Origin of the sequence: Desulfomarina profundi (genome assembly GCF_019703855.1) — a bacterium.
In the GTDB taxonomy this organism is placed as follows: Bacteria; Desulfobacterota; Desulfobulbia; order Desulfobulbales; family Desulfocapsaceae; genus Desulfomarina; species Desulfomarina profundi.
This window is the reverse complement of record NZ_AP024086.1, coordinates 2,866,842-2,892,194: the sequence shown is the minus strand read 5'-3', so window position 1 is coordinate 2,892,194 and position 25,353 is coordinate 2,866,842. Positions and strand designations below refer to the sequence as shown.

27 protein-coding genes and 2 pseudogenes are annotated in these 25,353 nt (G+C 45.2%); 19 read left to right on the top strand and 10 right to left on the bottom strand.

The window, feature by feature from the left end:
• Nucleotides 1-12: 12 nt before the first annotated feature.
• Entirely contained in the window at nucleotides 13-204 is a 192-nt protein-coding gene (locus LO777_RS13365) for a hypothetical protein (protein ID WP_228854385.1), read from the bottom strand.
• On the bottom strand, nucleotides 171-1,361 hold the full coding sequence (gene nqrA / locus LO777_RS13360) for an NADH:ubiquinone reductase (Na(+)-transporting) subunit A (protein WP_228854384.1): 1,191 nt from the start codon (nucleotides 1,359-1,361) through the stop codon (nucleotides 171-173). The genes LO777_RS13365 and nqrA overlap by 34 nt, the downstream gene beginning before the upstream one ends.
• Before the next feature lie 268 nt (nucleotides 1,362-1,629).
• Here nqrA and LO777_RS13355 point away from each other — a divergent pair, with 268 nt between their 5' ends.
• From LO777_RS13355 to LO777_RS13280, 16 genes and pseudogenes are all read left to right on the top strand, one after another.
• A complete protein-coding gene (locus LO777_RS13355; RefSeq protein ID WP_228854383.1) occupies nucleotides 1,630-2,118 on the top strand; it encodes a universal stress protein in 489 nt (162 codons plus the stop codon).
• 631 nt (nucleotides 2,119-2,749) lie between these two features.
• Entirely contained in the window at nucleotides 2,750-3,445 is a 696-nt protein-coding gene (locus LO777_RS13350; RefSeq protein WP_228854382.1) for a hypothetical protein, read from the top strand.
• A 141-nt stretch (nucleotides 3,446-3,586) separates the two neighbouring features.
• A complete protein-coding gene (locus tag LO777_RS13345) occupies nucleotides 3,587-3,880 on the top strand; it encodes a hypothetical protein (protein ID WP_228854381.1) in 294 nt (97 codons plus the stop codon).
• 47 nt (nucleotides 3,881-3,927) lie between these two features.
• Nucleotides 3,928-4,386 carry a hypothetical protein gene (locus tag LO777_RS13340; protein ID WP_228854380.1) on the top strand — a complete coding sequence of 153 codons (459 nt, stop codon included), beginning with the start codon at nucleotides 3,928-3,930 and terminating at the stop codon, nucleotides 4,384-4,386.
• Between the two features lie 30 nt (nucleotides 4,387-4,416).
• Nucleotides 4,417-4,818 carry a hypothetical protein gene (locus LO777_RS13335; protein WP_228854379.1) on the top strand — a complete coding sequence of 134 codons (402 nt, stop codon included), beginning with the start codon at nucleotides 4,417-4,419 and terminating at the stop codon, nucleotides 4,816-4,818.
• Between the two features lie 130 nt (nucleotides 4,819-4,948).
• Entirely contained in the window at nucleotides 4,949-5,167 is a 219-nt protein-coding gene (locus tag LO777_RS13330) for a ParD-like family protein (RefSeq protein WP_228854378.1), read from the top strand.
• A gap of 6 nt (nucleotides 5,168-5,173) precedes the next feature.
• Complete coding sequence (locus tag LO777_RS13325; protein WP_228854377.1) at nucleotides 5,174-5,449, top strand: type II toxin-antitoxin system RelE/ParE family toxin; 276 nt, start codon at nucleotides 5,174-5,176, stop codon at nucleotides 5,447-5,449.
• A 249-nt stretch (nucleotides 5,450-5,698) separates the two neighbouring features.
• A pseudogene (locus LO777_RS13320) lies at nucleotides 5,699-5,854 on the top strand (IS1182 family transposase); the annotation flags it as partial.
• A 137-nt stretch (nucleotides 5,855-5,991) separates the two neighbouring features.
• The gene (locus tag LO777_RS13315; protein WP_228854375.1) at nucleotides 5,992-7,641 is read left to right on the top strand and encodes an IS1634 family transposase; all 1,650 of its coding nucleotides are present in this window, start codon (nucleotides 5,992-5,994) and stop codon (nucleotides 7,639-7,641) included.
• 125 nt (nucleotides 7,642-7,766) lie between these two features.
• Nucleotides 7,767-8,033, top strand: a pseudogene (locus LO777_RS13310) (LysE family translocator); the annotation flags it as partial.
• A gap of 90 nt (nucleotides 8,034-8,123) precedes the next feature.
• Complete coding sequence (locus LO777_RS13305; RefSeq protein WP_228854373.1) at nucleotides 8,124-8,543, top strand: DUF1801 domain-containing protein; 420 nt, start codon at nucleotides 8,124-8,126, stop codon at nucleotides 8,541-8,543.
• 97 nt (nucleotides 8,544-8,640) lie between these two features.
• Nucleotides 8,641-8,931, top strand: coding sequence for a hypothetical protein (locus tag LO777_RS13300; RefSeq protein WP_228854372.1), 291 nt, complete (start codon nucleotides 8,641-8,643; stop codon nucleotides 8,929-8,931).
• Between the two features lie 181 nt (nucleotides 8,932-9,112).
• Entirely contained in the window at nucleotides 9,113-9,616 is a 504-nt protein-coding gene (locus LO777_RS13295; RefSeq protein ID WP_228854371.1) for a cytochrome P460 family protein, read from the top strand.
• A gap of 22 nt (nucleotides 9,617-9,638) precedes the next feature.
• On the top strand, nucleotides 9,639-10,178 hold the full coding sequence (locus LO777_RS13290) for a hypothetical protein (protein WP_228854370.1): 540 nt from the start codon (nucleotides 9,639-9,641) through the stop codon (nucleotides 10,176-10,178).
• Nucleotides 10,179-10,358: 180 nt separating this feature from the next.
• Nucleotides 10,359-10,787 carry a hypothetical protein gene (locus tag LO777_RS13285; RefSeq protein ID WP_228854369.1) on the top strand — a complete coding sequence of 143 codons (429 nt, stop codon included), beginning with the start codon at nucleotides 10,359-10,361 and terminating at the stop codon, nucleotides 10,785-10,787.
• Between the two features lie 58 nt (nucleotides 10,788-10,845).
• Entirely contained in the window at nucleotides 10,846-11,106 is a 261-nt protein-coding gene (locus tag LO777_RS13280; RefSeq protein WP_228854368.1) for a hypothetical protein, read from the top strand.
• 17 nt (nucleotides 11,107-11,123) lie between these two features.
• Here LO777_RS13280 and LO777_RS13275 read toward each other — a convergent pair whose 3' ends face one another.
• Nucleotides 11,124-13,325, bottom strand: coding sequence for a hypothetical protein (locus LO777_RS13275; RefSeq protein WP_228854367.1), 2,202 nt, complete (start codon nucleotides 13,323-13,325; stop codon nucleotides 11,124-11,126).
• A 233-nt stretch (nucleotides 13,326-13,558) separates the two neighbouring features.
• On the opposite strand from LO777_RS13275, the gene LO777_RS13270 reads away from it, so the two are divergent.
• From LO777_RS13270 to LO777_RS13260, 3 genes are all read left to right on the top strand, one after another.
• Entirely contained in the window at nucleotides 13,559-16,021 is a 2,463-nt protein-coding gene (locus tag LO777_RS13270; protein ID WP_228854366.1) for an ATP-binding protein, read from the top strand.
• Between the two features lie 500 nt (nucleotides 16,022-16,521).
• Complete coding sequence (locus LO777_RS13265) at nucleotides 16,522-17,925, top strand: FAD-binding oxidoreductase (RefSeq protein WP_228854365.1); 1,404 nt, start codon at nucleotides 16,522-16,524, stop codon at nucleotides 17,923-17,925.
• Nucleotides 17,926-17,948: 23 nt separating this feature from the next.
• Nucleotides 17,949-19,205 (top strand): (Fe-S)-binding protein, encoded by a 1,257-nt coding sequence (locus tag LO777_RS13260; protein ID WP_228854364.1) that lies wholly within the window; start codon nucleotides 17,949-17,951, stop codon nucleotides 19,203-19,205.
• A 64-nt stretch (nucleotides 19,206-19,269) separates the two neighbouring features.
• On the opposite strand, the gene LO777_RS13255 is transcribed toward LO777_RS13260, so the two are convergent.
• The 7 genes from LO777_RS13255 to LO777_RS13225 all read right to left on the bottom strand — a co-directional run bounded on the left by LO777_RS13255 (nucleotide 19,270) and on the right by LO777_RS13225 (nucleotide 25,214).
• Entirely contained in the window at nucleotides 19,270-19,713 is a 444-nt protein-coding gene (locus tag LO777_RS13255; protein ID WP_228854363.1) for a hypothetical protein, read from the bottom strand.
• A gap of 315 nt (nucleotides 19,714-20,028) precedes the next feature.
• Nucleotides 20,029-20,790 carry an IS21-like element helper ATPase IstB gene (gene istB / locus LO777_RS13250; RefSeq protein WP_228854202.1) on the bottom strand — a complete coding sequence of 254 codons (762 nt, stop codon included), beginning with the start codon at nucleotides 20,788-20,790 and terminating at the stop codon, nucleotides 20,029-20,031.
• A complete protein-coding gene (istA, locus tag LO777_RS13245; RefSeq protein ID WP_228854362.1) occupies nucleotides 20,787-22,271 on the bottom strand; it encodes an IS21 family transposase in 1,485 nt (494 codons plus the stop codon). Before istA ends, istB begins: the two co-directional genes overlap by 4 nt.
• A gap of 288 nt (nucleotides 22,272-22,559) precedes the next feature.
• Nucleotides 22,560-22,832 carry an HU family DNA-binding protein gene (locus tag LO777_RS13240; RefSeq protein WP_228854361.1) on the bottom strand — a complete coding sequence of 91 codons (273 nt, stop codon included), beginning with the start codon at nucleotides 22,830-22,832 and terminating at the stop codon, nucleotides 22,560-22,562.
• Nucleotides 22,833-23,003: 171 nt separating this feature from the next.
• Nucleotides 23,004-23,807, bottom strand: a complete 804-nt coding sequence (locus tag LO777_RS13235) for an N-acyl amino acid synthase FeeM domain-containing protein (protein ID WP_228854360.1) — start codon at nucleotides 23,805-23,807, stop codon at nucleotides 23,004-23,006.
• 20 nt (nucleotides 23,808-23,827) lie between these two features.
• Nucleotides 23,828-24,928, bottom strand: a complete 1,101-nt coding sequence (locus LO777_RS13230; RefSeq protein ID WP_228854359.1) for a radical SAM protein — start codon at nucleotides 24,926-24,928, stop codon at nucleotides 23,828-23,830.
• A 106-nt stretch (nucleotides 24,929-25,034) separates the two neighbouring features.
• Entirely contained in the window at nucleotides 25,035-25,214 is a 180-nt protein-coding gene (locus LO777_RS13225) for a rubredoxin (RefSeq protein WP_228854358.1), read from the bottom strand.
• Nucleotides 25,215-25,353: the final 139 nt, after the last annotated feature.

Below are 25,353 nucleotides of genomic sequence, written 5' to 3'. Positions count from 1 at the left end.
TGCGCCTGTCGATCAATACCCCTGTTCAATGGCTGTCAGCATCCGGCGAAGGGGCTGGGCGAACTCGTTTTTCCCGGGGCAGACAAAACTGCACAGGGCCAGGTCCTCCTCAACCAGTTCCAGGCAGCCAAGATCCCGTGCTTTTTCAGTATCCTCGGAAAAAAGTGTTTTCAGGAGCGAAGTGGCAATAATATCAAGGGGCATGACCTGATCATAGGTTCCAAGGGGATATATTGCCCGTCTGCCGCCCCATAATGCTGTAGAAAAGGGAGGGTCAGGTTTTTCTTCAGGGCCGAAACAAACATGGGTCTGATGGAGAACCGTTCACTGCCCGGCATCGCCCAGTTGAGAAAGGAGCGGCCACTGTAATCAGAGATGACCGAAACCTGGTTATGGTATCGACCGAGAAAGGCGAAATTACCGCTGGATTCATGACCACTTAAAACTGAGCCGGAAACCACCCGCACATCCTCCAGGATCAGTTCACTGCGACAGAGATCGGTCAGAAAGGCCCCCGGTCGTGTCACGACAAGTGCCGGGTTGAGTGCTGCCGGACCCGCAAGGGAGATGACCTTCTCTTCCCGCAGATGCCCGGTAAGGAGGAGATGGCCGATGGCGATGATGTCCTGGTAATCGATATGCCAGACCATTTTGTTTTCATGAACCGGATCAATAAAATGGATATGGGTGGAAGGCAATCCTGCAGGATGCGGGCCTTTGAAAACCCAGCAGGAAAATATATCGTTTTTTTCGCAGTCAGCCGGTTTCCTGTCAGCCATACAGTAATGGATCGGGACGGAATGAAAAAAACAGCTCAGCAGGCGCAGCCCCAGCCTGTATTCCTCTTCATGGGCGGTGATGATGACTTTAGGATCGGCTGCCAGGGGTGAGGTGTCTATGGCAGTGATAAAGAGAGAGGCGGGCACGGCGTCCACTGCCGGGATTTTTCCGTAAGGGCGGGTACGAAAGCTGCTCCACAGCCCGGACTTGATCAGCAGGGCCCGGATCGAGTCTTCATCCATATCCTCGGGCTTACTGTTTTCCGGCAGGAATTGAATGCTCTCATTTCCCGAAAGCTCAATAACCAGGGATTCAAACCTTCTTTTAGCACCGCGGTTGATGGCGGAAACACGGCCACAGGCGGGGGCGACAAATTTTACGCCGGGGTTTTTTTTATCGATAAAAAGAAGCTGGCCGGTTTTGACTAAATCCCCCTCTTTTATCACCATGGTCGGTTTCATACCGATATAATCATCACCGAGAACGGCAACCTTGCTGATCGGCTGGCCTGAACGGATCTTTTGTCGGGGCAGGCCGGAAATGGGAATGTCAAGCCCCCTGGTAGTGTGGATAGTTTTCATAGACGCTCCGAAGTGTTGCAGGGTCTCCTGAAGATTGGCACTGATTCCAGAGAATTGGACTTGCAATTTCAATCTATTATATGGACAAATTCTCTCCAGATCAATCGCTCATTTGAAAAAACGGGGAAAATCCAAATCTTACTTTTTATCCTTCGGATAGTGATTATACTTTTGATCCACGATTAAGAAGATTTTTCAGAGTATATGTATCTCGACGGGGAGCTGTTCCCGACGAGGTTTTTAAAGCTATTTTATTGAGAGGAAAATAATGAAAGAGAATCCAGAAATCTCCACAATACTTTATGCCACAGATCTTGGTGGACAGACCCGTCCGGTTTTCAGACATGCCCTGGCCCTGGCGCAATTGTACAATGCAAATGTGATAATGGTTCATGTGGTTGAGCCGATCAGTGAAACCGCCCAGGCAGTGATTTCCACATACCTGTCAAAAGAGGTGACGGAAGAAGCCCAGAAGGAGACTATGGGCGGTATTCTGGCTGATATGAAAAAGAGGCTGAAAAAATTTTATGAAGAAGAGTGTGACCAAGAGAAGGAATCCCGCCTGGTTAAGGAAGTGTATGTTGTCCAGGGAAAACCCAGTGAGGAGATCCTCCGCCTGGTGGAAGAGGCGGATTGCCAGATGATCGTCATGGGCAAATCAACCCGAAAGGTCAGAGGGATCAGGATCATGGGGTCCACCGCCCGCAGGGTAAGCAGGATGTCGCGGGTGCCGGTGCTGATTGTTCCCAACGCGTGATTGTAAAAAAAGAGTGATTTAGGGAGAAGGAATGGTTGGAAAACCATTCCTTCTCCCTCTTTCCTTTCCACAAAACACGGACTCATACCGTTTTTGCTGACGCAAAAAAACGCGCCTCTTTCCGACACCGATGAGCTTCGCGTTACATTGCTATTACAGGTTTTTATTCATCAAATAAGATGCCTTTCAAATGAAATCTCAGTAGCATTAACCACGTCATAGAAAAAACCCAACATAATAAGTCTCCCCGAATAAGAACGTGAACTTCCAATATGCGACCGCATCATTTACCGTATCTCCTGTTCCAGGGGCGTAATCATGTTGTGCTGACTTACCCGGAGACTCGGCCTTATATGATGTTTTTGTTCGTCGGCCCATATCTTTGCCATCCGGCTTCCTTCAGACCATCCCTCACGGAATCGCCCTTGCCATTGGCTAGTAATTTGTGTTAAGTTCAACACTTAACACTGGAACACTTACAGGGGACTTTAACCCCATTAGTTCACGCCCATGTCGGGCGTACACAAACTCATCCAGAAGGACTTTCAGAAGGTTCACGATTTTTTGCAAAGAACGCAAAAATTGCGCCCCTTCTGAAAGCCTCTGATGAGGGCGTTCGGTTCAAAAAAATATGACAAGATTGGCAATTAATATTAATGGGACTTTAGCAAAATCTAATCTCAATGAATTGAAAGTGATTCTTGATCATGATTTTGTTGTCTCTAATATTTCAACTAATGATGAGTGGAATTTAATTATCTCTCAAGCGTTATTTAAGTCTGTATACTGCAGATCTGTGGATATTTTTCAAGACAGTTTGTATAAATTCGTCAAAGACATTTTGGGTAAACTTGATTTGAATGATTCTAAATTAGTTTATGGCATCTCAGGCAAACGCCTTAAATCGTTTTTAGCCACTTCAAATCCTAAACAAAACATCGAAGAATATTTGTTTTCTACTTTAGGTTATAGATTAAAACAGCTCCGGGATTATGCCATAAACTTGCAAATGCCCTTAACACAGGAGGTAGAAACAATTATTCAGACAAGAAATATAATAGTCCATAAAAACGGCAGAGCTGATGAAAAATTGCTTAAGCTATATAAAAACACGAAAAATGATCTAATTGTTCCAAAAATAATTCAAAACACTGTGCAGTTAGACAGGTCTGTAACTTATAAAAGTATCGAACTGCTATCCGATACCATTTGCGGAATAGAAAACGTACTGAATGCAAAATATGATATTGAATGGACATATATAGAAAAGAAATTTATTGGTAATCCGTTAGAATTTTTTGATTGGATCCAAAAACCTCAAGAATAAAGATAAACCGAACAATACGCTCGAAGGGACCAGGCTTACTGCGTGGTCTTTGGGGAGTGCTTGGTTAAGGAAAATTTGTTTTTTATCGGAGCTTTTTGGGTTTAAAAGCCTGTCCCCTCAGCTACCCGTTAATAATCAAAAATGATAAGCAATAATATTGTAGGCTACTGCTTACCAGATCGAAAAATAGATAAAACTTCACCATTTGATATTGGTGAATTTCTCACGAGGATATTGCTATTTGACGAAGTGTTTTTAAAAAGTGTCCGTTTAAATGAAATTTCTTCCTTAGTAAAAGGTCTCGGTATAGAGCAAACCTTAGAATTACTCCAGCGTGGCAAACTCAAAATAATTATTGATTCTTTAAAGTTAGCATCTTCAGGCCAGAATGCAATTATAGAATCAGCTAAAGAAAGAAGGGGCCACTTCCTTTAGGTTCATATGCATTTCATGCTATTAATTTGTGCTTCGACAAAGAGAAAATGAGTGAAATTTTGGTAAATATTAAACCAAAAGATCAATTTATTGAAAAACGGCAGTTTCAAAGCATAAAACGTCAAGTCGTTAATAATATAATGGAATCGCCTGATGAGATTAGGTTTTCATTAATGGGAGCAATTATAAGTGATCTCAAGAACAATATAGATTCTATACCCTTCCTAATTTCAAAGAAATTAAAAGAGAAACAGAAAAATGTGTCACCGGAACAAATACGTATCAAAACTATCCAACTTAGTGAGAAAGATTTCAAAGTTGAAACTAATCTTCAAGATATTCTAAATTACAATATCGAAGAAGAACATAAAATTGTTCAAAGTGCATTGTTAGCGTTGGGAAGCTTTAATCAAAGATTAATTGAAATGAAGGCATACGATGCAGTAACAATTCTAGATGAAGAAGATCAATCTCTCTTTGACAAAAAATATCAGTTTTTATCTTAAAATTTAGATAAGAACGATATTCAAAAAAGAATGAGTAAAATAGTTAGTGTTGTTGGGTTACCCAATTTCTCAGAGGTAGGGAAAAAGTATGAAGTTAATATTGAGAAATTACTGGATATTAAACATTCAGAAGAGTTTATTCTTTTCCGAGAATTTCTCAGAAACAGCAATAAACTTGGTGATAAAGAATTAGAAAAAATATTCAAATCCTTAAAAGCAAAATTTTCAACTGCCACAAATTCTCCAATTGGGAAAACCATAAGATTTCTGGTTGGGGCAGGAATTGGGTTAATACCTGGTGTTGGTACCCCATTGAGCTTAGCAGTCTCAGCTGCGGATCAATATCTTTTCGATAAGGTTATGCCTTCTAAAGGTATCATCACGTTTATAAATAAAGGTTATCCAAGTATATTTAAAGAAAAAATTTGTTAACTAGTCGTTCGAGACGGACTCGCTGAAGTTCGCCGCTCAACTAAACGTTGGCCAAAAACAGATAGTTGCAAAATGCTATGGTGTGAATTAAAATATAAACATTAATCCACACAGCATAGGAGGTATAATTATGGCAACCGCAGTTCGAGTTTCAGAAAAGCTTCTTTCTGACGCAAGAAAATACAGCAAGGTCGACCACCGTTCTATTACCGGTCAAATTGAACATTGGGCAAGAATTGGTAAATGTGCTGAGGAAAACCCGGATCTAACTTACGAACTTATTAAAGAAATTCTGATCGGAGTTCAGGAATTGGATAGTAGAGAAAAGTCAGAATACACATTCGGGTAAGCTCATATGAGAGTCTTTCAATCGAAATCATTTGCAAAGAAAGTAAAAAAACTTACAAAATCTGAAAAAACAACACTGGATGAAGAAGTAAAAAAAATCATAGCCAAACCCCAAATAGGGGTTGAAAAAAAAGGAGATTTGAAAGGAATATTCATCCACAAGTTCAAGGTAAAAACATCTTTGTACCTTCTTTCATACAGATTCACCAAAGACTCTCTTGAACTCATCATGATAGGTCCGCATGAGAACTACTATCGTGACTTAAAAAAACAATTAAAATGAAATTCGGCAAACAAGGCGCTTCAGGGGCCGCCAAATAGCTCGGCGGAAGTTGTAATACCATGCTCCGCATCAAGTCCATTGCAAATTGACGGTTGGCAGCCCCGCAAATTTGGCACTCCGGTGCTTGGTCGTTCAAGCTGTAGAAAAAGTCATTTAATCCAATTAACTACTGAATAATACGTGTGAAAATGGTATCCTGCCGTTGCGGATTGATCGAAATACCCCTTACCTTCGATAAATGGAGCTGCAATGGCACTGTCTGCCGACAGCCGTCCCCATTTCACCACAATTGCAGATTTTATTTCCAGCATGGACAAGGATATAGTCTCACTGTTTCTTGAAGTACTTCTGGTTTGCGATGAACAGAAACTGATTGGCAAAGAGATGTTTGCCATTGACGGCTGTAACGGATGTTCCCGGCTAAAAACTAGGTAATACCTTGATATCACAATAAATAGCAACAATTTGGCATGATTTATGTAGTCACTAATTATTTGATATCAATGTTGCTATATACAAATAATAATGATATATTAGTAGTCATGTATATCACTACCACTAAGTCAAAGGGCAAAAACAAGGTCTACAAAAGTGTTCTCCTGCGTGAATCATACAGGGAAGGCACAAGGGTGAAAAACCGCACTATCGCTAATCTCACTCATTGTAAGCCAAATGAAATCAAAGCGCTACAGCTGGCTATGAGGCACAAAAACGATCCAGATAAACTGGAAATGCTGCTTGGTAGCCACGTTGAAAACCGGCAAGGTAGAAGTGTCGGGGCTGTCTGGGTTCTCAATCGTTTGGCAGAGAATATAGGATTGACAAAAGTTCTGGGAAAATCAAATGAGGCTATGCTGAGCTTATGGATGGTTATGGCTCGCCTGATAGATCAGGGCTCCAGGTTGTCGGCGGTACGTCTGGCAAGAGAACATGGTATCAGTGAATTGCTTGGGCTCGTTGATTTTGATGAAGACGATCTTTATCATTGTCTGGATTGGCTTTGCGACAACCAAGCTGAGATTGAGAAAAAACTCTTCAAGCAAACCTATGGAGAACAGATACCTTCCTTATTCCTTTATGATGTCACTTCAAGTTATCTTGAGGGTCAATGTAACGAATTGGGTGATTGGGGTTACAATCGTGACAAAAAAAGAGGAAAGAAGCAGATAGTTATCGGTCTGCTTTGTGATGAGGATGGTATCCCCGTTTCCATACGGGTATTCAAAGGTAACACCTTAGACTTTCACACCATTGGTTGTCAAATTAAAAAAGTTGCTGAGGAATTTGGTTGCCAGCAAGTAACCATGGTTGGTGATCGAGGGATGATCAAATCGAGCCAGATTCAAGAACTGGGGGAGGCCGGATTCAATTATATAACTGCTATCACCAAGGCTCAGATTAAGGCTATGTTGAAGAAAAAGGTGATCCAACTCGGTCTATTTGATAAAGAGATATGTGAAGTTGAAGACAAAGGCGTACGCTACATTTTGCGTCGCAACCCTATCCGTGCAGAAGAGTTGGCCAGATCCCGCCGGGAGAGAATTGAGAAAGTAATACAATTTTCCCGGAAACAAAATCAATATCTTGCGGATCATCCAAGAGCAAACCAGCATGTTGCTATAAAGAAGGTGTGGGAACTTGAGAGTCGTTTGAAAGTGATTGATTTTCTCCACACCACTGCAAAAGATCGCCATATAACCGTTGAGGAGTATGAGGATTATCTTGCTGAAATAGCAGAATTGGATGGGTGTTATGTGCTGAAAACCGACCTTGCTGCCGGTGTTGCACCAAAAGAGATTGTTCATGATAGGTATAAAGATCTGACGCAAGTAGAGACAGCTTTCAGGACAATGAAAACCGGCTACCTGGAAATGAGGCCTATATATGTCCGCAAAGAAAGCAGAACCAGAGGTCATGCTTTTGTCGTGATGCTTGCCTATAGGCTCTACTTAAAACTAAAGAAAGCCTGGCGCGATTTTGATATTACTGTTGAAGAAGGTCTCAAGCAATTATCGACCCATTGTGCTATAGAAAATGTTATTAACGGTGAGATTTCTTTTCTTTCTATTCCAGCGCCACGCCGGAACATTCATCAACTTTATAGTGCGTTGGGCATTGTTCCACCAACCACGCTACCAAAACAAATGGTAAATGTAGTCACTAGACGAAAATTGCAGAGCAGGAGAAAATAATATTGATTTCAATATGTTACCCTGACTGATAAGCTCATTCTAATATGGGAACATCCGCTGTAAAATGCCTGGCAATGCTTCTGTTTTCTGGAGTGGCACAAAAGCTGATTTTCAGAATTGAACCGATGGTTGACAAAGTCACTGAAAATTTAAAGGTCACAGGAAATAACGAAGATGCTTTTGCCCATTGGGCTACATTTTTAACTGCTGCTGTTTTGTTAAATATCTCTCCAGGCCCAGATATGGCATTTATTCTGGGGCAGACGGCTAAGAGAGGCGTACAATCAGGCTTCTCTGCAATGTTTGGCATTTGGACGGGTGCATTTATTCATGTCATTTTTGCTGCCTTGGGATTGTCAGCAATTTTGGCCACTTCAGCCGTAGCATTTTCTAATTAGGTGTCAAACTGGCAACAATCGACTGATTAAAAAACATAAGTGCATAACATATCAGGATATGAGTAAAAGTCGGTATGGGTTGATATGGAAAAAATAGCAAGCTCACAAGTTTCAGAGACATTCCGCAGCTATCCACCAATTGTGCGGGAAAAATTGATGTATCTCCGTCGACTGATTCTGGAAACAGCTTCAGAATCTGAGGGGATAGAACAATTGGAAGAAACGCTTAAATGGGGAGAACCGAGCTATCTCACAAAGAGTGGCAGTACAATCAGAATAGGGTCAAAGAAAGCAACTCCTGAACAATACGCCATATATTTTCACTGCAAAACAAAACTGGTGGACACCTTCAGGGAAATTTATCGGAGTGTATTCAAGTTTGAGGGTAACAGGGCTATCGTATTTGACAAAAATGAAGAGATACCCGTTGAGGAACTAAAACATTGTATTTATCTGGCGCTCACATACCACAACAGGAAACATCTCACGATGTTGGGTGTATGACAGAAACATAAATGTTCGGTATGTTGCTTTTATCTTCTACAGTCGCCTTCAGAGAGAATTTTCTTGTCAGTTCCGTTATTAAAACGAAAAATTAATTATGGAAATGGAAGCTTATCAAGTGTGGGCAATGGTTGTTATACCATCAGGTATTACCGGGATAGTCCTGTCTTATTTTGTTAAAGGTAAAATCGGAATGATACTGGCTGGATTGCTTCCATGGTCAGGAGTCTTGGCAGCTATCTTGTATCAGGAGTATTTTCTGCCCTATCAGGGTGGTGGGGCATCAATGTGGCCGATTGCTCAAATGGTCGGTGGTACTGTTGCAGCTGCTGCAGGTGTAGTGTCTTATAACTTTGGTGTTTACATATTTCGTGGTAGTGTGGATTAAATAGCCTTAACCCGCTCGGGGATGCAGGGAATATTGTAGTTCTATACAGGGCGGTGTTGCGCTGAGTGCGATCAGATTCAGGGAGTTTTTTTCTCGGTTATCAAGCAGTCATTTGACCCGGTGTGTGGACATTACCGTATTACAGGCTCATCAGCTTTTAAAACCAATAAAAGGAGATGCAATGAGTATCGTGAAATTAATTCTCATCGGTGTTTCTTTGGGAGTTTCATCCATGGTGGCTGCTTCTGATAATGTACCCGAAGACTCCCACGAGATACACTATCCCAGTGGTTGGCAAAATTGGTCGACTCTCGCTGTTTCCCATAGAATCGATAACAATACACTTCGACTGATTCTTGGAAATGATGTGGCAGTAAAAGCAGCTCGCTCGGGAAACACAAATCCCTGGCCTGATGGAGCGATATTGGGAAAAGTTGTCTGGAAGGAGACTAACCTGAAAAACTGGAATGCGGCGATAGTTCCTGACGGTTTTGTTCATGCAGAATTTATGTTTAAGGATTCAAGAAAATATTCAAATACTTATGGATGGGGCTGGGCTCGTTGGGTCGGTCTTGATCAAAAGCCCTTCAATAAAGGGGCACGGATCTGCATATCGTGTCATATTCCGGTAAAAGGTCGGGATTGGGTTTTTACTGATCCGGCAGGTTTCCCGGAACTGCCATAAATGGATTTTTTCGGAGAAACAGGTGAAATTTCAAATTAAGGGACCGGGAATCCGGATTACTCAACCCGATCCTGAAGAGATAAAAGTTGTTGAGGGAGGAGGTGTTGCGAGAATTATCGGGGCCATTCTTCTGCTGGGAGGCATTTTGCTTGCATGGAGCAGCAGTGGCAGAATCATGGATCTGACTTTTATCATCGGAGTATTGTCAACAGTGTTTGGTGGCGCGGTTGCAACTCAGCGTCATATTTTAATTCTCGATAGACTGCATGGTACGTGGTCTTGTGGTGGCGATGTTTTTTTCGTGATTTCTTTTAAAAGTCGTGGTTCACTGGCTGCTTCAGGGCCGGTGCGTATTGGTAGACTGGCGACCAATCCCAGGGAACATGACATGGGGAAGCCGGTTATTACCTATCCTGTGACGATTGAGGCTCGAAACATGGATGGAACCGAAGAAGAATTGCGTTTTGGAAAACACTGGTCGTTGGAGGAGGCACGGAAAATTTCAGCTGTTCTTGCCAGGTTTCTTAATAAGAGGGTTCTGGATGAATCCGCTGGAGAATAAGAAATCCGATTTATTGATTCTTCTCCATTTGTGCAGAGGAGGGAAGTGTGTGGGATTTCGGTCATAATAGAACCGGAGGCGTAGATATACTGGTCGATGATTATGAAAGAGTTGATTGGGATTTTGAAAAAAAGAATATTACAGATTCTCTTCGTTCCGTCCTTATTTTGGGCAGTTGTTATGATTTTTGGTTCCGAAATGGGGAATTTTTATGACCTGATACCGGGAAAAGAAGATGGGTGGCTGCATAATATCGCTGAAAATGCTTTGGAATTCGCCTTTTTTGTTGTTTTTGCAGTTGTAATTGTTTTTTTGTTTTCTCGTTTTCGATCCTTTCTTATTGTGCCTGAGGTGATATCCTGGGTTTGGGTTTTTCTCCGTCTCATTATTTATGCTGTGATTATTGCGATAGTTCTTGGTGTCGTGATAGGTTGGGGATGGTGGATATTCGTGGAGTCGGGGCACAATCCGGACAGTTTGCAGTATGGTATGGCATCGTATTCCATGGCCGTTTTTTATTCATTTTTTCTGACACCGGTATGTACTGTTGTCATGGTATGGCTTTCAGCGAGAAAAAAATCTATAAGTACAGCTCAGCACAAATTGTAATTTTCATCAATTTTGTGTCCGTGCAAGTAGTATGACGCTGGGTGGAGGTAGAACTAAAATGTTTGACTGGTTTAATCTGTTGCTTATTACAGTTATATTGCTGGTTGTCGGGTTTATTGCGATTGCGGTTCGCAGGACGATGGGCGATATGAAGGGAGCCGGTTTGAGTGGGGATGATGCCCGCAGGTTGGCAGAGGAAATCCGTAAACGGGATATAAAGTGTACGCGGTGTGGCCGGCAGAGTTCGTCGTTGCTGGGAACCGGAAACAAATACAAGTGTGATACCTGTAATTATGTTTTTGAGGGACCTGCGCACTAGCCAGCGGGGTAAAGAATCTAACGCTTCGGATAGAATCCGCTGACATCAACACGGAAATGATTGTTACGCCTGCTGCTGTCTCTGATTTGAGAATCGGGGTCAACAGTGATATTGATCCAGCTTGCATCCAGCCTGCCATCCTCCACTTCCGCCCATTCCCAACCTGATCCATCCTCAATGTTCAGCAGTTTATCTCCGGCTCTCGGATTGTACGGCAGCCCTGCTGCGGGAAGTTCAAAGTTTAAAGTCTCAACAACCGCTCCTGCCCGCACCAGTTCGACCCGAACCGGAACTCGTGTTACGGCACGAGGTCTGGCGTTACTGACATTCAGGCGCAGGACGCGAGGTTTGTTTCTCCCCTCGATGTAGGCGAATGGAATGAAAAGATCTTCTATATCGTCCACGGTTGGTCCCCACTGATCCCAGACTGATGCCCTGGGGGTCCACTGTTTTTGACCAAGACCGATTTTGACTATCTGTCCGCCCCGTGGCGATTCGCAGAGCAGTTCAACATTTTCGCCTGCGATGAAGGGTTCCACTCCGAAAACACCTGGACTGACCCTGCAGGTGAATTCGTATTGCTGCAAACGACCGACGGGGACACGGCGGGTTGTCTGTACTGGAGCTGGAATACATTGTACCCGGCTATTTCGATAGGTTTCGTGGCGGGACCTTCCTTCGGCTCCATACGCGCTGAACGTGCATCGCCCTCCACTCTGACGAAACGTTTTAGGTAAATCGTAAGTTACTTTTATCCGGCTCCAGTCGGGCCCTTCCTGTTCCCGCCTGATGTTGATCAGCCGGAGTCCGTACCTTTCGGTTTCCGGTTCCCGTGGTGTCAGTACTACCCGTTCTGTTGCAGTTCCCGGTGCGCTATATCCCCTGAACCGCTGCCAATGGAATGGCTTGGAGAGAGTGTTTCCGCGTCTGGTGTCGTATTCCTGGTAATCAAATGAGCCGTCACTGTTCCTCGGGTTGATGACTGCTTCGAGCATAATCGCTTCCCCAGCGATATAATCGGTGACAATATAATCGCCCCAGCCAAAAAGTATGTTTTTTACATGGCCGGTTCCCTCCCACAATACTTCTGTGCCATTTTTAAGAAGAACTTTATAGGGCATATTACGGGGATAATCTTTGAAAACCTTTTTTGCGCTGATAGTGATAGCAATTTTGTGACTGTTCGGACCGCCACGTAACTCTCTCATATCAATAATTTCCAGTTCTCCCCAGTAACTTCCCCAGGAATCATTGACTATATCTCCAATTGCCTCGGGATCAATGCGGGGGAGATTTCGTTCACGTCCTGCCAGGTTAGACAGGTCTCCGTGATTGAGGTTTGCTGCCGGCAGGGAGGCTCCACCACCGATCGGCACAATTTTTTCGGGAAACTTTTTTCTGTCCGTTATCTTTTTCTTCACAGCTGATGGCAGACGTATATTTTTTATGGAAGGATTGTTTTTCAGGGAGGAATCTGCCAGGACAATGGTTGATTTTACAGGTTTTACAGTTTTCCCCTGAGGTACTTTTCGTACAATGTTTCTGGATATGGTGTTGTTGGCGGTGCGCCCTGTAAGTTCAGGAACCCGGTTGCGCATATTAAAGACGTTTACCTCCGCCTTGAGTCGCGTGGTTCCGGCGGGAGGAACATAGGATGTAACTATTTTGTCTCCCCAGCCAAAAGACATTCTTTTTATTTTTCCCGTACCTTGCCAGACCGTTCTGTTTCCCTTCTTCAGTCGCAGCGGATAGGGTTGGGGGGATGGTTTTTTGCCCGTGATTGTAGTCGCCTTGATTGTAATGGCGATCCGCCCCTTTCCGGGGCCGGCGGTGATCATTTCAAGTTTTTTGATGGAATAATCATTTTTCCCGATAGATGACAGGACGGATTTTTTCCCGACAGGAGGAAGTAACTGTCGTTTTCGGGGGAGTACTTTTTTGCTGTTGATGGGGATGGGGGGTTGTTTTACTTCGGTCATGGACTGTGTCGTTGCAGTCGGGATTTTTGACGGTTTGGTTTTTTGAACCGGAACAGATGGTGGTGGCCCTGTTTCCGGTTTTTTCAGCTGCGGTATCGGAATATTCTGGGGGACTGCCTGGGGTATATTCATGGCAGGCGGCAGTGTGGCAGGAAACTGTTTTTTTGCCTGAGCGTTTTCCCCAACCAGGCAGAGTGCAGACAAAAGAAGTGCCGAAATCATGATCCTGTCCAATAACATATGCCTGCCCTCCTGGTTGATTGAGTTGATTCGGCAGTTCATACGAAGCCGAATTACTACTGTGTGGTATATATGGAGAATGTAAGGTTCGGGAGTGGTTTTGACAAGCTCTTAGACCCGGAGTGTTAAAAATAAAAAAAACTGGAAGTTCTCCGTACTCTTGTGTACTTACTTAAGCAGTTGGTTCAATTCATTGTTTGGACTGATTCAATGTGAAGCACTCAGGAAAAGTCATGAATTGCCTGGAGTCGCGGGAAGTCGCATGGAGTGATAATCAGCTTTTAATATCGGGAGGATGTGTAGTGGAGAACCAATACCCTTACGAAAAACTGGGCCTGCTCTATCTCGGCAGGGAAATGGATCTGAGAAGCGGGCAGGCGCTTGAATTACCCTTTCTTTATAAAAACAAATACCTGACCACCCATGCCGCTATCATAGGCATGACTGGCAGCGGTAAGACAGGATTGGGGGTTGCTCTCATTGAAGAGGCAATAATGGACAATATCCCGTCCATTATCATTGATCCGAAAGGAGATATGGGTAATCTGCTGCTGACTTTTCCTGAACTGCAGCCGGAGGATTTTATTCCCTGGATTGACCCGGCGGAGGCGGCAGGGAAGGAGATGTCCGTTCCCGAATATGGCGAAAAAGTGGCTGCGTCCTGGAAAAAGGGACTTGCCTCCTGGGGTCAGGGGCCGGAACGGATTCGTCAGCTTCGGACCAGGACCGATATGACCATTTATACCCCGGGTTCCACCGCAGGGGTACCTGTATCTGTCCTCAGCAGTTTCAAGGCACCGTCAGAGGCGTTGCTTGCTGATACAGACACTCTGAACAGTCTGGTTAATTCCACTACTACAACCCTGCTCTCCCTTATCGATATCAAAGGAGATCCGCTCCAGAGCCGTGAGCATATTCTGCTCAGCTCGCTTCTCCTGCATTTCTGGCGCAAAGGTGAAGATCTTTCTCTGGAAAACCTGATTGGTGCTATTGTCAATCCTCCCTTTGACAAGGTCGGGGTCTTCGGGCTTGATGCATTTTATAATCAATCCCAGCGGATGAGTCTTGCCATGAGCCTCAATAATATCCTGGCGAGTCCCACCTTTGCAGCCTGGACAGAAGGTGTTCCCCTGGATATTCAGCGAATCCTCTATTCTGAAGAAGGACGGCCCCAGACGGCAATCTTTTCCATTGCCCACCTCAGTGAAACGGAAAGGATGTTCTTTGTTACCATGCTGCTCAACCAGTTTACAGGCTGGATGCGGCGGCAGCAGGGAAGCGCTTCCCTGAAGGCATTACTGTATATGGATGAAATATTCGGTTATTTTCCGCCCACCGCCAACCCGCCTTCAAAAAAACCGATGCTGCTCCTGCTCAAGCAGGCAAGGGCCTACGGGGTTGGTATTGTCCTGGCCACCCAGAATCCGGTTGATCTGGATTACAAGGGGCTGTCCAATATCGGTTCCTGGTTTATCGGACGGTTGCAGACCAGCCAGGATCAGGACAGGGTGGTGGAAGGGATTGTTGGTGCCGGCGATGGACATCTTGATGCCAGGCTGGTCAGAAACCTGCTCTCCGATATGAAATCACGGCAGTTTCTTTTGAATTCCGCCCATATGGATGAACCAACCCTCTTTGAAACCCGTTGGGTTATGTCCTATCTGAAAGGCCCCATCTCCAAAAATGATATCACGAAACTGATGAAGGGGAGAAAGGATCGTCTGTCGGCGGCCGGTGGTGAGAGTAATATGGAAAGTGTCGCCGCAGTCAGCCGTAACGGGGCTGCGGGTCCGCCTCCGCTTCTGGGGGGAAACATTGAGCAGCTTTATTACCTGCAGAACATGGTCAGCGATGAAATAAATTTCGAACCGTATCTCTGGGGCCGGGCGTCGGTCAGGTATTTTAACAATCGTCGTAACATTGATGTAGTACAGGAGGTTTCCCTGCGCCTCTACCTGGATGAGGATTTTAAACGGGCTGACTGGGAAAACGGTGAGGAGCCGGGTTATGGTACGGAGGAGTGTGTTTCTGCTCCTCCTGAAAATGGCGGATTTTATCCTTTACCTGCCTCAATTGCCGGGTTGAGGAGTATGACAAATCTGAAAAAGGAATTTTCAGATTTTCTTTACCAGAACAGACGTCAGGAATTGTTTCGTATTAAGGGAACCAGTTTTGAATCGACACCTGACGAGAGTCTTGGGGATTTCAGGGTTCGTTTCAGTGATTCCCTGCGGGAACAGAAGGAAGACGCAGTGGAAAAGTTGCGGGAAAAATATGAGCTGAAGCAGGAACGGATCGAAAAGAAGCTGCAGACTGCTCTGCACCGCCTGGAGAAAGAAAAAGTTGATGTGAAGACCAAAACAACCGATTCCCTTATCTCTTTCGGGGTGGCAGTGGTTGGCGCCTTTTTCGGTAGAAAGGCGTTGTCCGCATCCACCATCGGTAAAGCGGCGACGGGAATGCGCAGTGTTGGGAGGGTTGCAAAGGAGCGCAGTGATGTGAAGAGGGCCGAGGAGAATGTTCTTGCCCTGCAGCAGGAGCTTGATGATCTCAGTGTGGAGATTGAAGAACGTGTGACCGAGCTTGCGGAGCAATATTCCATCGACAACTGTGAGATTGAGACTTTTTCAATTAAACCGCGGCGGAGTGATATTTTTGATGTGCATATGGTGCTGCTTTGGGAGATGGTGGCCTGACAGCAGTCATTTATTTCGAGAAATTATGAGTCACATTCAGGTGTTGATGTGGGGGGAAGAGCGCAAATCGGTTCTTCCCCTTTTTTCATCCGTGTTGGTCGGTGTTCGTTCAAAGGTGGCTTTCTCGTTTTGTTCTTTGTATAAGAATTTCCATGGAAGAATATTTTTAACCCACATTTCTCATGAACATTGTGTCAATTTTGAGAATAGTTGTAGAATACAAATAATTAGCCAACTATCAGTAATCGAACAAAATTCACACAATGTTCACCCAAGGTCAGCCCAGGCGACGCCATCTTCTGCAATATTTCAACAGTAAATATAGGTCACTATTATTTACTGTTGAAAATTTTGAAGCTGAAGCCGCCTGAATTGATGAGAAATGCGGGTTAATGATTACTCTTATAAATGTTTGAACCGAATCCGCACTTTTTCTTTATTCCCTTGCACTGCGGGATTGAGGTTGAATTTTTCGGAACAGGAAAACAGGAAGAGATAAAATGATAGATAAAACCGTATTGAAACGATTAACGGAAATTGTCGGCAAAGAAAACGTGTTTGACCAGAAGAGCGACAGGATTACCCATTCCTATGATGCCACCGGCAGGAGTTACCTACCGGATGTCGTTGTTTATGCCGGTTCTGCTGCAGAGGTAAGTGAAGTGATGAAAGTTGCCAACAGGTATCTGATTCCTGTCCTGCCCAGGGGGGCCGGGTCCGGTTTTACAGGGGGAACCCTGCCGGTTCAGGGGGGGATTGTTCTGGTGCTTACCCGGATGGATCGTATTCTTGCCATAGATACTGAAAATCTGGTTGCCGTGGTGGAACCTGGAGTGGTTACCGCGGAGTTGCAGCGGCAGGTGGAAAAACAGGGACTTTTTTACCCGCCGGACCCGGCCTCCAAGGAATTCTGTACCATGGGGGGCAATGTGGCGGAGTGTGCCGGGGGGCCGCGGTGTGTAAAATACGGCGTTACCAAGGACTATATCATGGGGCTTGAGGTGGTGACACCCACCGGAGAAATTATCAGAACCGGTGGGAAGACTCTTAAAAATGTGGTGGGTTACGACCTGACAAAGCTTTTTGTGGGTTCCGAGGGAACACTTGGGATCGTCACCCGGATTGTCGTCAAGCTCCTTCCCAAACCGGAAGCCAAAAAGACCATGTTGGTGCAGTTTTCCACCATTGATGGGGCTGCCCGCGGTGTTTCTGAAATTATCCGGGCAAAAATCATTCCGACTACTCTGGAGTTTCTCGATGCCTCGACCATCGACTGTATACGGGATATTTCCCCTGTTCCCCTGCCGGAGGAGTGCCGGGCCATACTTTTGATAGAGGTGGATGGTGATCGGGAAATAATCGAAAAGCAGGCGGTACGCATTATGGAAGTGCTGCAGCCGCTTTCAGTTCTCGATACCAGAATCGCAGAGAATGCAGAAGAGTCTGAAGAGATCTGGCAGGTCAGGCGCAGTGTCAGCTCCAGCATGCGGAAAATCAATCCCGATAAGTTTAATGAAGATATCGTTGTTCCCCGCTCCAGAGTGCCCGATATGATCAGGGCTTTGGAAAACCTGTCCAGGGAATATGGGGTGCCCATTGTTAATTTTGGCCATGCCGGGGATGGAAATATCCATGTCAATGTCATGGTCGATCTGAGAGAAGAGGGAATGGAGGAGAAGGTTCACAATGTTATGGAGGATATCTTTCGTACAGCGGTGGAACTCGAAGGTTCCATCAGTGGTGAGCATGGTATCGGTATATCCAAGATGGATTACATGGGAATGGAGGTCAGTGAAATTACCATGAGGTATATGGAAAAAATTAAGGAGAGTTTTGATCCGAATAATATTCTCAATCCGGGCAAGATTTTTCAGAAACCGATTGCAGCGGAAGGTGCCCTGTAACCTGTTACAGTGGAAGAGATGAAATGAGCAGGAATAAATCACTGAAAGATTTTGAAGAACAGATTCGCAAATGTGTTCATTGCGGTGCCTGCCAGGCGCACTGTCCCGCTTATCTTGCCGAAAAAAGGGAGGGCAGCGTCGCCCGGGGCAAGATCGCGCTGGCCGCCGCCCTGCTTGATGGCAGGGATAATCTGGAAAAACGGCTGCAGCAGGATATCTCCATGTGTCTCATGTGCGGCAGTTGTGTCACAAAGTGCCCCAACCAGGTGCCCACCGACGAGATTGTCGGGGCGATTCGCCGGGAAATTACCGACGAAAAGGGGCTTTCCCTGGTGGGACGCTCCGTATCCGCCTTTATCGGGAACAGGCCGTTGCTGAAGGCGGCAGTGAAATCGACAGCGGCCCTTTCCAGTCTGGCATTGAAAAAGGTTCCGGAGTCGAGCGGACTGCGCCTGCGGTTTCCCGCTCCCATCATGAAAAACAGAACTCTGCCTGAAATTCCGGCCAAAAACCTCTATGATCTTTTTCCGGAATTTATCCAGGGAAATGGAGAAAAACCCCTGATCGGTTTTTTTGCAGGCTGTTCCATTGGATTTCTTTATCCACAGATCGGAGCGGCCATGATCAGGATATTGCGAAAAATGGGGTATTCCGTTTTCCTGCCACGCGGCCAGCAGTGTTGTGGTATTCCCGCCCTTTCCGCGGGAAATGGCAGGCTCGTGGAAAGACTGGCCGATAAGAACAGAGACTGTTTTGCCGGGCAGGATCTTGCTCATATAATCACCTGCTGTGCGTCCTGTAATGGTGGTATTAAAGAATATTACAGCACCATGGAGGGAAATTTTACGGAGTTTACCGGAAAAGTGATCGATTTTACAGTTTTTCTGAAAAAAGAAGGGCTGATCGAAAAACTTGCAGGTATGGAAAAATGGCCGAACAGAAAGCGGGTCACCTACCATGATCCCTGTCATATGAAAAAACAGGGGATAATCCGGGAGCCCAGGGAGATCCTCCGGGCACTGCCCAATGTGGAGTTTGTGGAGATGGAAGGAGCCTCGGAATGCTGCGGTCTTGGGGGAACATTTTCTGTTTATCACTACGAAACCAGCAAAAAGATAGGGTCGAGGAAAATTCCCGGCCTGATGCAAAGCGGCGCAGAATTGCTGGCGACTGGTTGTCCGGGGTGCATCATGCAGTTACAGGATGTGATAAATCACTCTGCTGTCGGTGTCAGGGCCGTTCATCTGCTGGATTTAATCAATGAAGTAAGTGGATGGTAAGTGATCAGGGGCACTGCATATTCGTACGGTCGCGACTGGATGCTTGTGAATTCAAGGATATGTATTACAGCGAAATGTTGTTCTTTTGTCTGAACTGAATGTTTTCTGTTGAGTTGACGTGGATGACAACTCCGGCGAGTGTGTTGAAATTCGTCTGCACTTCAGTTGCCTGAACTGTTCCGCTCAGTAGAACAATCGTTTCCCTCTCTTGCTGTTTTGCAAGAGTGTTGAGTTGTTTGAAGAGACCGGCATACTGTTTTTTGTCACCCTCCAGTAAAACGGGAATGGATTCGCCGGGGCCGTCGTTTGCCAGTGGTTTGACATGGAAGGATGACTCATGGAAACGTACCATCCCGGAATTGGGAGGGAAAATATTTGCCGAGTCGAGGTATCCCCAGAGTTGGATCGTTTTCCCTTCCAGCCTGGTGATGGATTTTTTGTTTCTGGCAAAGCTTTTACAGGCAATATTGGCCAATGGCATATAGCCTTCGAATTGTGGCAGAAACATCTGGCACCCTGTAATCAACGACAATTATAATTCCCGGCTGGCGACAATTATAATTCCGGCCTTAACCACATAATAATACGCAATAATATTTCATTGCTTTTTCTGTTTCTGTTGCAGTGTCCTCATCTAAAATGTAACTTATTTGTACTCATCCGGAGGATAGGGCAACGCTGAGGAGCGACCCGAGCGCCGAGATGAGTGCCGTAAGGATGAAGACCGGGTATAAGGATTTGCCCGGTCTTTTCTTTCTTCATCCTCATGGCCACAATGCGTTAAACCTCGGGGGTTGGGGCAGAGCCCCCTATTCTGTGATTATTAATTTTCCTCAAGGCTTTGTTTTGCTTTTTCCAGTCTGTAGCTATCAAGATTAAGTTCCAGTATTACGCTATGATGCACAAGCCGGTCTATCGCTGCAGCCGTAGTCATTGGATCTTTAAATATCTTCTCCCACTGTGAAAATGGTAAATTGCTGGTTAGCATGATACTGTTCCGTTCATAACAATACGCAAGAAGGGTAAAGAGCACTTCCATTTCTTCTCGGCTTTGCTGGACATAGCCGATATCGTCGATCAGTATGGCATCATACTTGGCAAGTTTTTTCAGAAATCTTGGAAGAACAAGCTCCTTTTTGGCCACCAGCAGATTTTGCACCAGCAGACTGCACGGAGAAAAGAAAACACGCCTATCCTTGTTAATCAGTTCCTGGGCAATGGCACAGAGCAGATGGGTTTTTCCACTACCTGGGTTTCCAAAAGCTAGTATGTTTTCACACCTGTCAAGAAAAGAACCTTCCAGCAAACTATTGACAAAGCCGCTCAGTTTGGCCGGAAGCCGATCCATTTCAAACGAAGCTAAGTTTTTTTCCAGGGGCAGTCTGGATTCTCGCAAATATCTGGTAATGCGTTTATGGCGTCTTTCTTCACACTCCCGCACAACCAGTTCCTGAAGGTATGATTCATAGCTTAGTGATTCCTTTCTCGCCAAATCCGCCTCCTCCTGGTAACAGGCTCGGATAGTTGACAGATAAAGCTTTTTAAGAGACGCATCCAGGATAATTCGATTATCGGTTGAACTCATCTGCAACCCTCCTGTAAGAGTTGATCATAGCCTGTGAGGGCAACAGTCTGGACAGAAATATTGGTAATCGGTTCAACCGGTTTACCAGAGACAAGCAGTGTTTTTACCTGGGCAAAATCAATGTTCTTTTCATGGTCAATCAGATGACGAAGGGCATCATCTACAGCTGTCTCATTATCTTGGGCAGCAAGCTGTAAAATAGATAAGTATTCTTTTGCTGCTCCCGTAACGGTACGAAATTTGCGCAGAGAGTCATAGGCAACCCGGAACCTGCTCGTAGGAAAAAGATCACTGCGGTATCTGTAGTTCTCAAATGCACCGGGTTTTCGAACCAGCCAGTCAATTATATGGCGGTACTGGATATAATGTTTGCTACCGCCTCGTATTCTGGGGATATTCTCAATATGTTTCTGACCGTACCAGATCTCCAGATACTCTGCATACAGCCGCACTGTGACTGTTTCTTTGATAAGTCGACTATTCACCGAGTAAACCTTGTGCTTTACTCTGATCGTACTGCTGGGACCAACTCGAACTTCAAAACGAGTACATGTGTCGAGCTTACCCGAAGGCAGTGGACGCAACATCGACTGTTCTTCTTGAAAGCGCTCCTGGCGGTTGCAGTTGAGTTGTGCAAACAGCTTCTGTAGAAATAACTCATATTCCTTGCGTGTAGTAAAATCCCGGTTACCTCGCAGCATCAGGGCCTGATCTACGGCTTTCTTGAAACGATGATGGCGCTGCTCAATGTCACCATTTTCGTGGGGGCTTGACGAATTGATTTTACGGCCTTGCAATTTGTAATGGGCCAAAAGCCCCTGGTAGCCACGGGTAAACTCTTCCGGGTTATCCGGTTTATTCACCGCAGCTGACAACCTGTCTGTTTGATGTTGTTCTGGAACTCCGCCAAGTTTCCATAGACTCTTCTGTAATCCTTCGCTCAGGCTTTCGAAACTCTCGGAAAAACAGATCGTTCCTGTCTCCCAGTTCGAATATGTCAGCACAAAATGGTAGATCAGGTGATCAAAAGGCTGACCACCAATACTGATCTGTAATTGGGACATATCTGTAAAATCAGACTGACTCAACCGTGCAGGCACATGCACCTGGGGAAAATAAACTTCACGTCCTGGACCTTCTGTACAACGCCAGGTTTTTACTCGACGTTGAAACGTGCGGAGCTGGCCATCTCCAAAAGAACCGGGATAAATCCTTTGAAAATGGGTAAAAAGAGTTTTGGCTTCCAAACCTTCATTAGTTTCCAGAAATTGTAAAACCTCTGGCCATATACCTTCAAAAGGATCTTTACGAGTTCGCCACTCCCTCACTCGCTCCGCACTGATCTCACTTGGCAATTTGCCATTATCTCTATACTTGCGACCGGTTTTCTCATCCATGCCGGCTCTAGCCGCTGCTACTTCCAACGTCTTCCCTTGACTTAAGTATTTCTTCAATTTCCTCACCTGAATATCTGTGACCATCCATATTCCTCCTTTGAGAAATATGAATAATCAGATCACAATTTTCCGGGAAATTTAATTGTCGTCAAAAGGAATTATAATTGTCGCTGGTCAACCCTGCCAGAAAAACAATCGGAAACAACAGGCCGATTAACAGTATTTTACCGGAATTCTTCATTGCGTCTAAAAATATACCAAACAAAAATAAGAACAAGAATCAGGAAGGCTTTTTTAATTGTAGCAAATTAAATCCGGATTGCAAAATACCTGACAGTTTTTTTCAATTTTGAATCCACAGTATCTGACGATCTATTGGATTCGGGAGTACAGATTCCTCCCCGGAATAAATTTAACAATATTATGGGCGGGAATGATCAGACTTTGACCGGTATGGGGGTTTCGTCCTTTTTTCTCTTTCCTCTCCACTACGCGGAAGGAACCAAAACCTGAGAGGGTCACACGGTCTCCTTCCGATACTGTTTTGGCTATCATTGCCAGTAATGCGTTGAGTACTTCCGCAGCACTTGTTTTGGTTATACCTCCATTTTTGGCTATTGACGCGACAAGTTCTTTTTTATTCATAATTTCAACCTGATATGTAGTAATTTACTTCCGGTTCTCTCTATCTGCCCGGAGTGAAACGATGGCTGTATAAGGAGTACAGGCGAAGGGGTAACAGTGTGTGATCCTGATAAAAAATATAATTATTATTCCCGTTACCTGAGTGCTTTTACTCTAGCAATATGATCTTTCTTAGACAAGTAAGGTTTTGGTAAGATCTGGGAAATAAAGGGAAAGAGTTTCTTTTTCCTGGTCGGTCAGGCTGGAGAGAATAACAGGTTCAATTTCAAAAAAATGTTGAGCCAGTTGGTTATTAAACAGCTCTCTGTGTCGAGGCAAAAGGGAGAGAATCCTGTTTCTGACTGTTTTTCTTTTCTGGAGAAAAAAATAGTCATGAAGGCGAGGTTTTTTTTCCAGAAAATGCTGTTCACAGGTCAAAAGGTCCATTTTCAGAAGGATTGCGGGTGCATCGTTTACTTTCCCGTAATACCTGACAGGTCCGACTCTTTCAAACTGCATCTCGTTTCTGTAGAAATTGCAGTGGGAGGGGTTGATCATCATACAAAAGTCCGTACAGCCCAGCAGGTCAAATCCCAGGATAAATGCTGCCTTGAAAAGGGAGAGGAGCGTGGTTTTGCTGTTCTTGAAGGATGAAGTGTTTATAGCCAGGCCGGACAGTTCACAGAGCAGGGAATTCTCGTGGCGAACCTGTTCTATTTCTTCTGCAAACAGTTCACTTGAAGGTAAGCGACCCTGGTATTCCTGTACCACAGTAAGGGTTCCTTCAATCCTGGAATGGTTTTTGCGGATAAGTGTATAACTGGTGGGAAGAAGATTGTGGAAATTTATTCGCATTCCTGACCTGTTCTTTTTTTGAAATCCGGCAATATTGTATTTCCGGTACACGAGGCGCAGGGCTTCCTCCAGTTCTTCCCTTGTTTCAACCAGTTTTGTTTCGCATGGGGGAGGGGGAACTCTGTTGTTCTGTCTTGTCACTTTTGCAGCTGTTTCCCTGTTTAAAATTTATTGGAAATGCGGTTGCAGGCAATTCTGAGTCCAGCCAGAAGAGAAAAAATACGGGCCTCCGGTGACCCGCGAAGGTGGCGAGGGGACTGGTTGCAGTTTCTGCACGATGCGCCCGGCATAAACTGTTCTTTTGCTGCCATGAGTGTGGCAATGGAATCGTGGAGAATGTTTCCCTGGATTGTCTGGATGGATTGATCATTGCAGCAGATAGAACTGCCGTCGGGGGTAATGAAGAAATTTCCATTCCACAGACAGGGGAAGGAGAAGTGATGAAGAAGGTCAACAATTTCCAGGAGAGAGGGGAAGAAACGGTGGAGGACCAGTTTCATCCTGACAGTGACCTGGTTGGCGGCTGTATTGTTATATTGTTTGAAGAGGTCGCGGTACATGTCAACGCGGGGGGCGGAAGCAGTGACCAGTCCCGTACGGTTACTGGGTGCCGGAAAGAGGATGAGGTTAATTTCCTGCATCCCGTTTTTCCGGGCGAGGCGGGTCAATCCGTCAATTGTTTCGGAAAAATCTGCCCGGATAAGGTCAACCTCCGGAGGGGAAATGTGAAAATAAAGTTGCCTGAGTCTGCCCGCCGCCTTTTTGGCCATGGCCTGTTCAACACCCGGCAGTACTGTGTCTAAAAGAGCCTTTCCTCTTGTGTCGTCATGGGCCATAATCAGGCCGTAGGACGTCGGGTTGAGGGTGGGCAGGGAGATTATCAGGGTGAGTCTGTTGTCGGTGATGGACTCCAGGATGCTGTTTTCGTTCAGGAGTGATCCATTTGTAACCACGGAAACTTCAGGAGGCGGGATGGAGGGAGCCTGCCAGCTCCGTATCATTTCTCCAAATAAAGTCATCCGCTCGTTGAATTCCGGGTGGAGGGTTGGTTCACCATCACCGGCATTGGCGAGATAACGGATGTGGATTCCCTGCTGCACTGCCTCCCGGATACGGTCGATAAGTTTCCGGGTGACAGTGAGAGGCTGGAACTCCTTGGGACCTGAGTAATCAGGTTTCTTTATGCCGCATAGTCTGCAGTGATAATTGCAGATACCGTGGACAAGACTGTTGTTTATGGAAAGTGGACGCTGGCTGTTCATAGGGAACAGTATTCCACATTGTGTTACAAAATGCCAAGAAAATCCTGACAAATCCTGCCGAACCGATTACAGTGACTGCACGGTTGGTTCGGCAGGGAAAGGGTTATCAACCAAGAGGTTTGAATGCCTTGGTACTGGCCCCGCATATGGGGCATTTCCAGTCTTCCGGAAGATCCTGGAATTTGGTACCCTTGGGGATTTTTCCTTTTCTGTCACCTTTGTCCGGATTGTAGATATATCCACAGTTTACTGTCTGGCATTGGTACATGTCTTTCGGTTCAGCCATTTTCTGCTCCTTTAAAAATTATCTGATTACTTGTAAAACCCAGCATCAGAAATCAAGCCGGGTTTCGGAGGTAATCAGGAAAAAAATGATTATGTGGACAATTTCTTTTATCTGTGTGAGAATAATTCCTATATACTAA